Below are 15,824 nucleotides of genomic sequence, written 5' to 3' on the forward strand. Positions count from 1 at the left end.
TTGACACGTTAACAGGGAAGGGTTGATAGAGGGGACAGAGGTGATAGCGATGATAATAAGGAAAGTAAGAAAGATAGGGTATGAAGTAGGCCGAAGAGAGGTATCGAGCCGAAGGCGAGAATTTTCTCATTGCCTATTTCCCACTGCCTATTGCCGACACACCGCCCTGAACGCAGCGACGGAGCTATTGCATCGAACGCAGTGAGATGCCCTGGTTTTATTTCCCGTTTCACGTTTCACGATTTCGCAAGGCAAAATTGCCGATTGCCGATTCACCACTCACAAGCCGTTCCTGCAATATTTACTGACAATCGCGTGGATCTCTTCCAGCTTAAATGGTTTGGAAATGTAATCATTCATCCCCGATTCAAGACAACGTTCCTTGTCTTTCTCCATGGCATCGGCCGTTAGCGCTATAATAGGTGTTTTATGGTGCTTTGTCGTTAACGACCGTATATGACCAGTGGCTGTAAAACCATCCATCACCGGCATGTTGACGTCCATAAACACCAGGTCGGGCTCAAATTCTGACACCATTTCCAGCGCTTCTTTACCGTTTGTGGCTTTTATAACATCTATTCCCATCTTTCTCAGCACTTCCGAGATCAATAACATATTCATGGGTTCATCCTCCGCTACCAATACCCTGGTTACACTCGGCATAGTTTCAATCACAGGAATAGTTTCATGAACTCCATTTTCAAATGCTTTGTTGAAAATAGTTGATAAGATAAAATTTAACTCATGCAGTTTTACTGGCTTCGACAGGAATTTATTGATCCCTATTTTTTCGGCTTCCTGTTGGTATAAAGTTTTTTCCAAAGAACTGAGCATTAAAATAAACGGTTCTGTATGTCCTTTCAGGATCTTTTTTATTTCTTTTACAAGCGATATTCCGTCCATTACCGGCATCTGATGATCGGTAATAATAAGGTCGAATGGTTCATTTTTACTAACCGACTGAGCTATGATTGAAAGCGCTTCCGCGCCACTATAACAGATTTTACAGGGAATGTGCAGGTAGTCAAATATGCCGCGCATGAGTTTACAATTGGTTTCATTGTCATCAACTACCAGTACTTCCCGCAGCAGGGGTTTTGACTCGAAGGTTATAGGCGGTGTAGCATTGGCTACTTTTAGGGCAAGGCTGAAAGTAAAACTACTCCCACTGCCGGGTATACTATTTACTGCCAGGCGGCCTCCCATTAATTCGACCAGCCTTTTTGAAATGGTAAGTCCCAGTCCGGTACCTCCATACTTGCGGGTAGTTGAGTTGTCTGCCTGGGTAAAACTTTCGAAAATGTCATAGAGTTTATTATCAGGGATCCCAATCCCGGTATCTTTCACGGTGATGTCGATATCCATATACATGTTGCCATTGCAGTGGTGCACCCCGTTTGGTTGTACATTCACAAATATTTCACCCAGGGAAGTAAATTTGACGGCATTGCCCATTAAATTTGTCAATACCTGCTTCATTCGAAGAGGGTCTCCAATGAGTTGCGATGGTAATCCCGGGTCTATTGAACATACCACTTCCAATCCTTTTTCGGCTGCTTTAATGGATAGGATATCTACGGTTTCTTCTATCAGCTCAGAAATACTAAAAGGTACTTCGTCGATCAGCAGTTTACCTGCTTCGATCTTTGAAAAGTCAAGAATATCGTTGATTATATTCAACAGGTTATAAGCTGACTTGCCCACATTTTTTAAATATTCCCGTTGTGTCTTTTTTAACTCTGTGGTCAGTACCAGGTCGGTGAAACCAATGATGCCATTCATTGGAGTTCGCAATTCGTGGCTCATATTGGCCATGAAATCACTTTTAGCTTTACTGGCTTTTTCAGCATTCTCTTTTGCAACAATGAGCTGCTGCGACATTTGAATGCGTTCGATGGCAGCACCCAGGGTAACGGCAAACGATTTAAGGATCGAGAACTCGGTGTCTTTCCACAGTCGTTCATAGCAATTGCTTAAGGAAACAAAACCCCAAAATTGATCCTTGATAAAAATGGGAATAACAACTACGGACTTAACATTCCTTTCTTCAAGTATCCGTTGCAATGAGGGGTCTTCCATATTGCTGGTAAAGCGATAAAGAACGCCGTTATTTTTCAATATCGTATAAGCATGCGGCATGATGTTGATGCTGTAATAGACGGGGGAATGGGCATCAATTTTATCGGCATGCTTCAACCATCGCATAAAGGAATCGGCGTATATAAGGCCGTCTTTTTCATTGTGGCGTATTTTGTAGATATTTATACCATCTACATCAACCCCCTTGCCTAATGACCGGATTGTTTTTCCAATGGCTTCATCCAGCCGGTCGTTGGAGATCAGTTCATAGGTGGCCTCGGCTACCGCCTGCATCAACTGGTCTTTCTTGTGCAGGTTATCGGTTGCTACTATTAATTCCTTTTCACTTGTTTTCAAATTATCGCGCATGGCAATAAGCGCTTTACCAAGTGTATCTTCTTCGCCCAATGGATCGAACGGTATTTCGAAATTCCGTTTTCCTATCTGAAGGGCGAATAAACTGGTGACCCGTAACTTTTCAGAAAGATTATTTACCGCCAGTACCATTTCACCAATTTCATCATGGGTAGTATGATGAGTTAATTTGCTGGTTATTCCTTTTCCCAGGTCATTCACAATATTCCGGATATGATTGATGGGAGAAATGATCCTTTTGATCAGGTATAAGGAAAGAAGCCAGCCAGACAGCACTAAGGTTATAGTCAGAATAATGATAAATGTGCGTAGTCTTGTTCTTGAGTTTTCCAGGTTTTCACTGGCACGAGAATAAATTCTCCAGCCATAATTGTGCATGTTTAGCAGGGAGTTCATAATGGAAGCTGTTTGCGGCAACACTTCATCTTCTAACTTTCGTTCCGCTTCCATTTTTGCCACCGGGTCATCATAATCCGTGAATTTTTGTAAGGAATACATGATCTCCTTTTCTACTCCCAGTAGCTGTTCATAACGTGCAAACACATTTTGCAGGCTGTCTGTGATATCTTTTTGTCCCCATTCTTCAGTATAGGTTATTATTCTTTTTTTTAACTCGCTATATCCCGGCCCGTGAATTTTTCTGAGCAACGCTTTATCTTCTTCATTAGTGCGCAAAAATACCCAGTTAGTGGTGTACATCTTTGACTCCAATACCATTGCATTTAGATCATCGATGCCTTCCATGGAAGGCAATACCACAGCTGAGATCCTCTGTGATAATTTATGGTTATGTCTGAGGGTGATAATGGTGGTAATGCCATTGGCAACAAACAGTATTCCCATAAAATAAAAGCCCAGCTCTATTCTTTTTCTTATACTCAGTTTCATTCGCTGTTTTTTTTATTTTAACTGCCAGGTACATCCACCCATTACCATGAAAGGGGTTTTGTCTGTATAGAAGAATTCATGGGCCGTTTGGTTCAGTAGGTTTTTTCCGCTGAAACACAACTGAAGTCCCTTAACCGGTTCATAAGAGATACTGGCGTTTAGGATCAATTTTCCCCGCAGGTGATCGATACCATGGACCCCATCATTATAGACGAGATTGGTCAGGTGGTAATAATCCTGTTTGGTATAGTAATAACTGTTTACTGTGATATTTATGTTAGGAGCTATTTTATAATCAATTACGCCGCCGCCATATAAAGCGGGGGTGCTTTTCAATGTACTGTGGGTGCCAATGCCTGAATAAATATCGTCACCGGGCACAGTACCGGGCACAATATTGGGTACAACACCAGGCATATTAATGGATGCTGCATAATCAACTATTTGGGTGCGTTGCAAAGTAGCAAACGGCTTTATTTTTAACTTTTTTGTGTTTACTGTTACCGAAAAGGTCAGTCCTGTCTGATCCAGTTGCATAGGTAAATTGGTGGCCTTCACTTCTGTTATATGTATTGTGTCAATACCAGTGATCATAGTATAAGGCATCTGCGTAATAGCCGAATTGTAATTTTTGGAATGGATATTGAAAACTTCCACATCCAGGCTCACCATACGGCTTATGTTACTTCTATAGCCAGCCTCCACCATTTTAGCTGTAAGCAATTGAAGATTTTTGTTTCCGCTCAAGGCCGTCACTCTATAGGTGTTAACGCCTTCAGGGATCAATTGAAATGTTTGTGCAACGTAGGTATCGAAGATATTCGCCGAACGCGGTGCTCCTGAATACACCAGCCGCAACAGGTTCTTTGTATTAAGTTTCCAGGTGGCAGCCAGTTCAAAAGACAGATAGGTTGTATCGGGATAATTAAAGTGGCTGGCCGCCAATCCACCAACGAGGCGTAGGGTATTGTTCAACAATTTGTATTCTCCGCGGAGCGATGCCGATTGGGAATTTATCACTGTTCTCGCATTGAACATGCCGGTATAGTGCACCTGATCGGCATATTTTCTGTCGTCGTATATGGCACTTTGAATACTTATACCTGGTTTTATCAAAAGGCCTTTCCGGGCAAGATTGTATTCGATATTGCCATTTATAATTTTGAAATCGTATTTGTTTTCCGATGAGTAATCGGATAACTGCGTGCCTTCGTTATAGGAGAACTGGCCCGTTAACCCGTTTATATTACCCTGCAGATCGACATACCGGGTATCGGAATGCGCGTATGACAATGGCGTGAACCCGTTTTCTGTGGCAACCCGTTGGGCAAGTGAATGCTGCATGCCGGTAGAAAAATTGAATTTCGATCTGTCCGAGATCCGGTAGCTGGCGAACAGGTTACCAGCTATTTTTTCCATTGAAAGCCGGGGCTTCGGATAGATTGTTCCTAAATCCCGCACCGTATCTTGTTTCAGGTCTATTAAATACGCCGGCTGGTCAAAGTATTGATTCCTGTTGTATTCAAAATAGCTTTCCTGTGACCGGTTTCGGTGTTGATAATTTCCAGATGCAATAATACTTAACCGGTTAAACCGGTATCCGATGGAGGCATTATCAATAAAAGTATGGTTGCTGCCCTGCTGGTTGTTCACCGTTGCATACAGTCCCTTTTTTTCAATTTGCCGGGTTATGATATTTATAACCCCATTCACCGCATTGGGGCCATACAAGGCCGCCGCTGGTCCGCGGACCACTTCAATTTTTTCTACATCATGTAAGTCAACAGGCAGGGTCTCCCAAAATGTGCCGCCCCGAAGGTAACTATATATAGGCCGGTTATCTATCATAACCAGTGTAGTGGTATTGGAAGTAAGGTCGAACGAAGCGTTGGGGGGGACATTATCCATACCTCTTAAGTGAATATCGTAATTGCCATTGCTTTGTTCCCTTACAATAAGACCTGGTACCAGGCGCAAGGCTTCCATAATAGAGGAACAACCAGTCTTCTGGATCTCTTCCCTGGTCAATACGGATGCTGATAGAGGCGCATCGAACAACATTTCGGCGCTTTTGGACGCCGAAACAATTTTTACATTCAACAGATCTTTCAGGCTCAGGCCTTCATAGTTATTGGCAGTAATGGTATCGGTTTGGCTGAACCCTTTATGCAAAAGAGTGCCGATGGTTATTATTGTAATAACCAGTTTTCGGGTAACGGATTTTCCCATTTGCTTTACAAGCTTTATTTTACGATGGTTCCCAGGTTTAACAATTCAGTCGCTATATCCAATGTTCGCTTTTCAATAGCTGTTTTATTGATTTCCAGTTTGAGATGATCGTCTACAATTACGAAGTTGATACAGGAGCCCTGACGGGCAACACCTTCTGATTCGCTAACTAACAGAGTTGGCATGCCACTGGTACTGGTGGCAATTCGTTTTATGCTACCACTTTCTTCATCGCTGATGAATAATATCTGACAGTTAAAATTGGGAGCGGATGCTGAGAATTTTTTTACAGCGATAGCTCGGCCGCTAACAGCTTTATTGGCTGTAAAGTGTGTAAGTTCATCATATAAAGGGGTGTCGCCTACTATTCCAATTACAAAATCTCCTGCGTTTTTTTCATAGGGCCAGTTAACATATTTGGTGAACCGGTAAATGATATTGGCCTGAATGGCATAATTGCCTTGTGACCAGGCTTCAATGAGTGGAAAAAAAAGAAAGACAAATATTACCAGTACAGCCTTGAAAAGGATAAAGGGAACCTTAACATGGGTTTTCATTTTTATATGGTATGTTCATAGCGTTAGTTAGGAAATTGGGTTGTTCAATTATTGGCACTTCATTGTAAGGCTGTTCAATAATTAATATCATGTGTTAAAAATACGCTAATGTATGACCCAGTAAATGAGTGGAAATACAGATCATTAAAAATTTAGATAAATACCTATTGACTTCATTAAAAGAAACCACTTAGTTCATTCATTTAATTATACTTCCTGTTCAACCATTGTTTTGGTACCGGAATTATACAAATGTTCATTGACCGGTTATCTGCCGATAACATGGCTGATTGAATTTCTATTTTGGTGCCATCGGGGCTCATGGTTGGATGCGGGTGATCGGCCGCGGTAGCCTTGTGGCCGGTAGAAAGCAGGAGCATTTCGCCGGTATGCCGGTCGATCAGATAAATACTGCGCGAGAAATCGTCGCCTACTGCCCAACGTCCATCGGCAGAGCCCCCCACATGCCATAAACCGCTGCCACTTTTTGTTTGTCCGGCAATCACCATTTCTCTTGTTCTTAAATTTACAATGGCCAAACCCGTGGGTTTCTCCCGCGTGCCCGATGGACCCCAGGCGGCTTCCTGTCCGGGGTTCACCCCATTCCAGGCAGTTCCCGTTGCACCATTGTTGTTGGCGTTGGCTATTTTGCGATGGCCCATGATGGCCATGGCTACTTCATCTTTTGTGATAACGGCTTCATGGGTTACCCATTCATATTCTGATTCGGGATACAAAGGCCGTAAGCCCGTGCCATCGGCCATTACCGTCCAGGTACGTTGGGGTGATTTGCCGCCGGTTTCCCAGCAGAACACGATCTCACCAGGCACCCAGGGATTGGTTTGGATATGTCCTATTTGAAATGGAACGGAGACAATGTATTTCATTTCACCGGTTGTAAGGTCCATGCCTGCAAGCCCTGAAGGACCGGCGCCCATATTACGCGGACCGAAATTGCTTTCCAGTTTAATGCCAGGTGCCAGGTGTTTAGCTGCTTCAGACCGGTTAACACGGAAGTACACGTTATTTTCTTCAGCGTCGAGTGCCATATCGCCGCCACCATTTAAGGAATCTGAAATAATACCGCATACGCGTTGATATACGGATGCTGGTTGCATATGACCGGCTTTGCTGTCGGCAAATACTTTGGCCAGGTCTGTCTCTATTACTTGTAAAGCGCTGTTGCGTTTGGTGGTATCGGTGGGATGCATGTAGTACAGTTTCATTGATTTTCTTGCCACACACAACATGCCGGTATAACCACCTTCAGTTACCTGTACGTGGTCGCCTGTTTTTTCATTCACTGCCAGTACTTCGTTTTTCGCCCGGTTACTGCGGAATATAAGCCACTGACCATCGGACGTCCATTGATTATGGGTTTGATAAATTTTTGAATCGCCGGCAGGGGTGCTTGTTAAAAAAGTAAGCGGTACGCCGGTGACCGGGTCTTTTATTACTTTTCTTTCCGAGGGGAACCGTTTACCAATTTGTGCGTGCAGGGAAGGGGTGGATAGCAATGAAACAAATAAAGGGGCTATCAGTAATGAAGTTTTCATTTTCATACAGCAATTCAATTTGTTCGCCATAGCGAGATCGTTCATTCAAATATATTGGTTGTGACCATGATAACCATCCTGTTGTATAGGGCGGGGGTATTTTTTATCAAATTTTAATTTGGATATTGTTATTAGGTTATTAAGTTCTTGAGTTTGTTGGTTTTTGAGTTCTAAATTTCCGGGACCGAACATCAGCGAGGTAAGCTGGAAGCTGCAAGCCGGAACTGTGGGATGGTGCCGGTATTGTGCTGGGTTTGCGGTGCAGGTTGTTCGGATGTTGTTCGGATTCTCTTCGGGAATGTTCGGGTGTATCGAGGGAAAACCCGAACAAAGTCCGAACAATATCAACTTCAATACCGGCAGAAGGCCAGAGCCAGCCAGGTTTTATCAATAATCATTGAAGACACATTTAGACCATTGTAGACCATGGTAGACTCTAATTGGAAAACATAGAACATTGTAGACGGGGATAGGCATGCCTGTGATTTACGTACCAATAAACCCATGTACCTTTGTATTGTATTCGCGGGTTTGGTCATAACCCAATAACCTAAGAACTTAATAACTTAACCTTAGCATGTAAAGAGCAACACTTCAAATAGTTAATCTTGAACTTATGAATAGTAAGCGCTTTTATTTAACGATTGCGACATTATTGGTTTACAGCCTTGGATTTAGCCAACAACAAAAGCTTGCCGATACGGTAGCCGGTATTCCGGTCAATTATAAGGAAGATAAAGCAGGCACGTATACCTTGCCCGATCCATTGACATTGAACAATGGTAAAAAGGTGACCAGTGCCGACGGTTGGATGAAAAAGCGCAGACCGGAGATTCTCAACATGTATCAGGAGATCCAATTTGGTAAAGCGCCCGGCAAACCGGACGCGATGGCTTTTAATGTCTTTGATAAAGGCACGCCGGTGTTCAATGGTACGGCCATTCGTAAACAGGTGACTGTTTATTTTACCAAAGACACTTCAGACCATAAAATGGACCTGTTGATCTATCTGCCCGCCAATGCGCCAAAACCAGCTCCCTTGCTGCTCAATATTTCCTTTGTGCCTAATTGCTTATCAGTTGGCGATTCTGGCGTAAAAAAGGGTTTTATGTGGACGAAGGAAGGCAAGAAAGTATCCGCCACCCAAACGGCTTTCAGGAAGTTTGAGGTTGAAAAATTCATTACCAATGGTATTGGCGTAGCGCTGGTGTATTATGGTGATATAGAACCGGATTTTGCCGGCGGTCTTCCTTATGGCATTCGCTCGCAATACCTGGGGGCCAGTGGAAAACCGGCGCCTGAAGACTGGGGGGCCATTGCAGCCTGGGCCTGGGGCTTAAGCCGGGCTATGGACTATTTTGAGACCGATAAGGACATCAATGCCAAAAAGATCGCCGTAACAGGTGCTTCCCGGTTGGGTAAAACGGTCTTATGGACCGGCGCCCAGGACCAACGCTTTGCCATGGTCATTGCCAGCATCTCGGGGGAGGGCGGGGCTGCATTGAGCCGGCGCAATTTTGGGGAGACCATTGGGCATATTACAGACCCTGCCCGCTATTTATATCAGTTTGCTGCCAATTACCACGACTATAGCAATCGGGTAGACCAATTACCTATGGATGCACATATGCTGGTGTCGTTGATAGCCCCCAGGCCATTGTTATTGCAAACGGGGAATACCGATTTCTGGTCAGACCCCAGAGGCGAGTATCTGTCGGCCCGGGCTGCCGAACCGGTGTATAAATTATTTGGAAAAACAGGCCCTGGCGACCATGATTTCCCTGCTCCGGGCGATACCAGTTTATTAAATCCGCTTGGATATTATATGCATGAAGGCGGGCATGCCGTATTACCCACTGATTTAGATGTATTTGTGACATTTATTAAGAAGTACCTGATAGCGAATTAAAAGGTCTCTGTGACAAATAATAGTCATGGCCGGCTGTTTTACAGGCGGCTTTTTTATGAATAGATAACAAAAATAGCTGTCCGAAAAAGCCCTGGGGATCACAGGAATTATTCGCTGAAACCGTTGTAGAATACCGATTTAGCTATTTTATTGCAGGCTTTGCCATCATAAAATCGGCGAAAACCTGATTATGAGGGCAAGCAGGCGCGCTGTACTTTTACATCATCAACAACGGTAGCACGGTAAAGAGGAAAAGAAAAAGAGCGCTACCAGAAGCGAAAAGCTTCACCCACCTACGCTAAAGCTTCGGTGGGCAACGCAACAAGATTTATCTTTTTTTTCATATGGCAAGCAATCGTTAGAGGTCGACTGTTTCTACAGAGGACCTTTTTTCTTTTATAGCCTGCCCCGGCATATCCGTAACCCCTGATCGGGTCCCTTGCCATTTGCCTCGTAACCGGCCCTGAATGCCGGTTCACAACAAAAATCAGCCCCCATCCAGCCTCCGCCCTTCCAGATGCGACCTTTCAGCGTATCCTGACTATCCCAACACCATTCGCGTACATTGCCCGACATATCGTAGAGGCCTATCTCATTGGGTTGTTTGCTGCCTACCGGTTTTGTTTTATTCCTGTTCTTTTCCAATGCCGGCCAGCTCCAGTTGCCGGTTAAGTATTTGTCGCCCGAGTTCTGCCAGTACCAGGCTATGTTATTGATGGCATTACCGCCACTGTAAGCATAGTTCTTACTCATTTGTCCACCACTGGCTGCATATTCCCATTCTGCTTCGGTAGGCAGGCGGTAGCCATTGGCGTTCGCATGGGTGGTTATCGTCCATTTTATCTCATCGAGTTCATTGGTATGTATTGTATCCCTTTTATCCTTATCGATAGTGTAGTATGGTTGTAATCCTTCCTGTATACTTCTTTTATTACAGTACTCGATACAATCGTACCAGCTAACTGTTTCTACTGGTAATTGATCGCCTTTGAATGCAGAAGGATTGTTGCCCATTACGGCTGTCCATTCTTTTTGGGTTACTTCAAACAGGCTGAGATAAAAATCGGGTAGGGTGATATTTTTCCCATAGTAATTGGTATGGGTGCTGGTAAATCCACCGCCCTTTATAAAAACAAAGTTGTCAGGTTTCCTTTGGGCGCAGGAGAAGTTAATGACCATTACTGTTACCAATAAAATATGTTGTTTGCTCATTGTATTTCCTTTTGGATCAAGAATGGCACAAGGCCACAGGAAGTCAAGACTTGCATCCTGGTTCTTGGGCCTTGTGCCTTGCCTCGCATGCGTAGCTTTAGCGTAGGCTTGCCTCGCCCGCCGAATCTCAGCGCAGAGGCAGGGCTTACCTTACACGCCGCAGCTTTAGCCTGGGCGTTTGCCTTTGTCCTTGAGCTTATTACTTTAGATCTATTACCACACGGTAGCGTTTATATAACCGCTTTTGTTACCCCAGGCTTCCAGGGCCAGGATCTGGTAATTGTAGCTACCAAAGCCCTGGCCGCCGCGGCTGCGCCAGTTGTTGATGTGGTTGGTCATGTTAACCGAGCGGTTTGATCCGGTGGAGGAGCCGCCCCAGGTGTCTTTGTACTGCCAGAAGGTGGCGGTGCCAATAATAGAAGGCGCATTGACCCGTTGCTGTTTGTAAAAACTGTACGAGTGCCCATCACTGCTTACATTGTTAATATAGGTGCCCCCGGTTACGCTGCCCATTTCAGCAACATAATATTCGATCAGCGGGTTGGTAGTCCAGCCATAGATACCAACGAAGTTGTAACTGCCGCTGAGCGCGCCAACATTATAGCCGATGTTTCGGGCTGAACCGGGATTCCAGCCTTTACCACCCACAATGTCGGTAACGTTACTGTAACTGATGGCGAAGTTGCCTGCGTTGCCAAAAGTGATGCTGCCTGATCCGCCTTCCCGGTATAACGACCAGAAATACCCGTTATTGGTCCCTGTACTTTCAGGTTGGGCATTCTCGTTTACATACCCGGTTTGGCGTTCTCCGACAGGAGTTGTTTCGGCAATGCTTTTTTTGTTGCAACCGGCTGTGATGGAGGAGCCGGTAATGAGCAGCAAAAGGGCTGCTCCGGAGGTGACCTTCCTGGCCACTTCCGATAGGAAAGTGTTTGATCTCATAATGGCAAAAATTGTTAGTGAACTATAAATTTAATTAAGTCTTTTCAAACAATGTAACCGATTGCAATAAAAAAGTTTTATGACGACCGTAATTCCCGCAGTACATATGGGTATTATAATATGTAACCGTTTACATAATAATGCCTGAAAATGCACAATATGGGAGGTATATTAGTGCTGAAATATATGTATGTAGGGGAGTGAAACGGGGCGCAAAAAAACGCCAACGGTTGGTTGGCGTTTGCGTATAAAGTATATGTGGGAGGACGTTATTGAGGCATCCACTCGTTTACTGAAACAACGGTTGCCTGACGAAGAAATACTTTAGTGGTTAACACGCGGTGTACTTCCTCATCGGCGTCTGCGCAGCCATCTGCCAGTACGGTAAGGGCATAATCTTTATCGGCTGCTTCGCGCAGGGTTGATAATACTACACCGCCAGTAGCCACACCCGTTAGTGTCAGGTGGTTAATACCCTGTGAACGAAGTACAACTTCCAGATCGCTGCCGGTAAAGGCGCTTACTCTTTTTTTGTGCACCACGATGTCATTTTCTTTGGGTGCAAGGGCGGGGTGAATAACTGAATAGGTTTCCATGGGAATGTTCGCTATTCTTTCTTTGAAGTTGTGAAAACCTTTGTTGTTAAGGTTTATCTCCGGGAAGCCGGGTCTAAAAGTAAGCGTTACATAAATAACAGGGATGTTATTAGTGCGGGCCTTTGTAATGGCTTCCTTAATTGTTTCCAATACCTTGTTTGTGTTGGGCAGGTTCTGCAAGATGCCCAACTGCATGTCCATCACTAACAGCGCTGTTTGTTGTTTCATGTAGATGTTGTTTAGTATGATTGATGGTTCTGATACCGGATGATTCTACTTTGGTATTTTTCATTTCGCCTGAAAGGAACTTTGAAAAAACGCCTGCGATCACCAATGCAATAACGCCTTGCGCCAGGATGCAATTCTGTGGGCCTATATAATTGGATAGCCAGCCTACCAGCAAACTGCCAATAGGAATGGTGCCAAAAGCGGCCATGGTAAAAAAGCTTACCGCCCGGCCACGCATGGCAGGGGAGGAGGCCAGTTGTATAATTGTATTGCTAATAGGGATCACGGACATGGTGCCATAACCAGCCAGCGTAGCCAGTAATAAATTCAAGGGAAATAAATGCGTGTAGGAGAACGCGATCAGCGCCAGTCCTACAATAATGATGTTGATGTGCAATATCTTTTTCATATTATGGCCGGGTTTACGCGAAGCAATGGACAGCGTGCTGATCACGGCTCCCAAACCAATAAAGGCGCTAAGATACCCATAGGTAGCAGCATTGCCTTCGAAAATTTCTTTGGCGTATACAGGTATCAGTGTATTGTACGTATTTACCAGCAGACATGTTAGGGCCAGCAACAGTACTGTATTGCCAATTTCGTGATGGCGCTTTACATAATTTAATCCTTCTGTAAAGTCGGCAGAAAGCTTTTTCCGGGCAGTGGTAATCAATTGTTGGGGAACTTTCATCATGAGCAGGGAGGCGATCACGGCTATGAAACTGATGGCATTGGAAGCAAAACAAACACCTGCACCATAACGGGCCAGTACAAAACCGGAAAGCGCCGGGCCTAACAGTCGTGACAGATTGTTAAGCGATGAATTAATGGCTATTGCATTGGGCAGGTCTTCTTTGTTATCGATCAGGTCGTTTACCATCGATTGACGGGCCGGTACTTCAAAAGCATTGGCAATACCCAGCAAAACACTTAAAGATAATATTAACCAAACCTGATGATATCCTGTAATGTAGAATACTGCCAGCAGGGTTGCCTGCAACGCAGCGACGATCTGCGTAATGAGCACCAGTTTTTGTTTGTTATAGCGATCGGCGGCAATGCCACCGGCGGGGGATAGTAAAAAGGATGGGAACTGTTCGGCAAAAGTGGTTAGCCCGATCATGAATACGGAATGGGTCATGGTGTATACTACCCAAATAACCGCGGTACGTTGCATCCAGGTACCTACTCGCGAAATCAGCTGGCCGAAGAAAAACAAACTGTAATTGCGGCTCTTAAACGATCTGAACGTATTAGTAAAACTCATTTCTTCTCCTCTTCTTCTAACATTTTATTAAAAATCAGTTAATCAATCAGCAGCAGCCAGTTTGTCAAGTATGGGCACTACTTTCTCCAGTAATGCCACTTCTTTATCTGTAAGCAGGGTCTCTATCCGTTTTTGCAGAAAGGCATCTCTTTCATACCTGTTTTGTTTTACCAGTTTTTCACCGGCAGGAGTAAGAGAGATATGCGATTTGCGTTTATCATCGGGCGAACCGGTGCGGGTTATCAGTCCCTGTGATTCAAACTTCTTCAGGATCTGCGACATCGATTGTGTGGTAATGCGCGTTAGCACCGCCAGTTCCGATGCCAGGATGAAATTGTTCCTGGCGATAAAACCGATGGTCTCCAATTCTGTCATGGAATAGGATGAGGTATACGAGGCTTGCTTACGCAATGCCTTATGCAATGTAGCAACTGCCATACGCAGCGATGATGGTAACCGGTTTTGTGCCATTAGTCAATCAAACTTGTTAGTTTACCTTACAAATTTACGATTTTTAAGTAGCACCCGGAATTTATCAAAGTTGTATTAATCTTAATTTAATGTCAACGCCCGATCAAAAAAACTCCCCGGCTCAAGATAACCTCAATAATGTGAAGTCATTGACGGAAGTAGGCGGCGTGTTTGTCCTGTCGTCTCTGCCGTTGTTGCGGGATATTTCGAGTTTAAAAACTTTGAAGCAGGTAGGTGACAGCTTTATGGTGCAGTACCTGGACCAGCTGACCGATCAAACCCTGGCCAGCTTTTCATCCCTGAGGTCCGTTGGCGGCGATCTTTCGCTGATATCTTTACCCAATTTGGTCAGTCTCAACGGATTGTCGTTATTGACCGGCGTACAGCGGGTTTTCATTTACGATAACCAACAATTGACCAATTATACCGGGTTGAAAAACGTCATACCAACGCTTCCTGGTGCTAACTGGCAGGTATCCAATAACAAATACGATCCCACCTATCAGGATATGATTGCTGGTAAATACGTGGCGCCATAATAAGCTGGTAAACAATAGTAGTAAAGCACGCCCCGTGCGCCAGCTTGCGTACGGGGCGTACAGTTATTGGCAAATCTTCACGAAAAAACCCTTAAATGACACACTTATTTGATTTAACAGAAAGAAACAGATAATTTTTATAGTTTCGCATCCGTTACTTTGTAATCTTGGACTGATTTGCTATGAAGACAATAACCACTTACTTATACATAATTCTGCTTATAGCAGCCATTTCTTCCTGTAAAAAAGATTCAGCCGGCGGTAGTGCCAGTACTAAAGTAGTGTCTTATACCGAGGAGATCACGGCCGTGGGAAGTGGTCGTGTGGTGGAGTCATATGATGTCAATTACGACGCCCAGGATAGAATTACCAGTGTGCAGTCAACTACCAGACCAGGTCACCGGATGGTGTATCAGTACTCTTCAGAGAACTCATTCACTTACGATAAAATTGAAGACAATAAAATTAAGGTACACCATATTTATTTTGTCAATAACCTTTCTTTAATAGACAGTACCTGGCATTACGAGAACAAGAGTGATCCGAACTATACGAACGACACTTTATCGGAAAGGTTTTTTTATAATGAAGACAAAAAGCTGGTTAAACAAAAGCAATACCTGAATTCCTATCTGTTGCCGCCGGTGTTATATAATACCGTCAACTATCAATACGATCTGAAAGGTACGCTTACCAAAGAACTGGATGGCGAAGGTGAAACTTCTTATAGCTATGAAACTGACCAGGAAAATACCGTACAACTGGAACCCTTCTATTTTCCATATAATAAGCAACTGCCTTCCCATACCTATACAATGCGTCATGGTACCACCACTCAGGTAATCCATGGATACGCTTTTGATGACCATAAAAGAGTAAAAACGGATACAGCTACATCCAATGATGGCCGGGTAACTATCATAACGATCAGGAATTATACCTATGAGCGCTAGGGTACACCTGAGGTTATGTAGTT

At 44.1% G+C, this 15,824-nt stretch carries 12 protein-coding genes; 3 read left to right on the plus strand and 9 right to left on the minus strand.

The window, feature by feature from the left end:
* Positions 1-279: 279 nt before the first annotated feature.
* The 4 genes from J7I42_RS26855 to J7I42_RS26870 all read right to left on the minus strand — a co-directional run bounded on the left by J7I42_RS26855 (position 280) and on the right by J7I42_RS26870 (position 7,690).
* Entirely contained in the window at positions 280-3,342 is a 3,063-nt protein-coding gene (locus J7I42_RS26855) for a response regulator (protein WP_209142005.1), read from the minus strand.
* A gap of 12 nt (positions 3,343-3,354) precedes the next feature.
* Positions 3,355-5,571, minus strand: coding sequence for a TonB-dependent receptor plug domain-containing protein (locus J7I42_RS26860; protein ID WP_209142007.1), 2,217 nt, complete (start codon positions 5,569-5,571; stop codon positions 3,355-3,357).
* Positions 5,572-5,585: 14 nt separating this feature from the next.
* Entirely contained in the window at positions 5,586-6,128 is a 543-nt protein-coding gene (locus J7I42_RS26865) for a YfiR family protein (RefSeq protein WP_209142009.1), read from the minus strand.
* 203 nt (positions 6,129-6,331) lie between these two features.
* Complete coding sequence (locus J7I42_RS26870; RefSeq protein ID WP_209142011.1) at positions 6,332-7,690, minus strand: TolB-like translocation protein; 1,359 nt, start codon at positions 7,688-7,690, stop codon at positions 6,332-6,334.
* A 610-nt stretch (positions 7,691-8,300) separates the two neighbouring features.
* On the opposite strand from J7I42_RS26870, the gene J7I42_RS26875 reads away from it, so the two are divergent.
* The gene (locus J7I42_RS26875; RefSeq protein WP_209142013.1) at positions 8,301-9,593 is read left to right on the plus strand and encodes a glucuronyl esterase domain-containing protein; all 1,293 of its coding nucleotides are present in this window, start codon (positions 8,301-8,303) and stop codon (positions 9,591-9,593) included.
* Positions 9,594-9,989: 396 nt separating this feature from the next.
* On the opposite strand, the gene J7I42_RS26880 is transcribed toward J7I42_RS26875, so the two are convergent.
* The 5 genes from J7I42_RS26880 to J7I42_RS26900 form a co-directional block, all read right to left on the minus strand.
* Complete coding sequence (locus J7I42_RS26880) at positions 9,990-10,805, minus strand: formylglycine-generating enzyme family protein (RefSeq protein ID WP_209142015.1); 816 nt, start codon at positions 10,803-10,805, stop codon at positions 9,990-9,992.
* 213 nt (positions 10,806-11,018) lie between these two features.
* Entirely contained in the window at positions 11,019-11,747 is a 729-nt protein-coding gene (locus J7I42_RS26885) for a glycoside hydrolase family 11 protein (RefSeq protein WP_209142017.1), read from the minus strand.
* A gap of 269 nt (positions 11,748-12,016) precedes the next feature.
* The gene (locus tag J7I42_RS26890; RefSeq protein ID WP_209142019.1) at positions 12,017-12,571 is read right to left on the minus strand and encodes a cysteine hydrolase family protein; all 555 of its coding nucleotides are present in this window, start codon (positions 12,569-12,571) and stop codon (positions 12,017-12,019) included.
* Positions 12,480-13,838 (minus strand): MFS transporter, encoded by a 1,359-nt coding sequence (locus tag J7I42_RS26895; protein ID WP_209142021.1) that lies wholly within the window; start codon positions 13,836-13,838, stop codon positions 12,480-12,482. The genes J7I42_RS26890 and J7I42_RS26895 overlap by 92 nt, the downstream gene beginning before the upstream one ends.
* A 42-nt stretch (positions 13,839-13,880) precedes the next feature.
* The gene (locus J7I42_RS26900; RefSeq protein ID WP_209142023.1) at positions 13,881-14,309 is read right to left on the minus strand and encodes a MarR family winged helix-turn-helix transcriptional regulator; all 429 of its coding nucleotides are present in this window, start codon (positions 14,307-14,309) and stop codon (positions 13,881-13,883) included.
* A gap of 89 nt (positions 14,310-14,398) precedes the next feature.
* Between J7I42_RS26900 and J7I42_RS26905 the strand changes: the two genes are divergently transcribed.
* Positions 14,399-14,848, plus strand: a complete 450-nt coding sequence (locus J7I42_RS26905) for a hypothetical protein (RefSeq protein WP_209142025.1) — start codon at positions 14,399-14,401, stop codon at positions 14,846-14,848.
* Between the two features lie 182 nt (positions 14,849-15,030).
* The gene (locus J7I42_RS26910; protein ID WP_209142027.1) at positions 15,031-15,801 is read left to right on the plus strand and encodes a hypothetical protein; all 771 of its coding nucleotides are present in this window, start codon (positions 15,031-15,033) and stop codon (positions 15,799-15,801) included.
* Positions 15,802-15,824: the final 23 nt, after the last annotated feature.

The organism is Niastella soli, from assembly GCF_017742245.1.
Classification (GTDB): domain Bacteria; phylum Bacteroidota; class Bacteroidia; order Chitinophagales; family Chitinophagaceae; genus Niastella; species Niastella soli.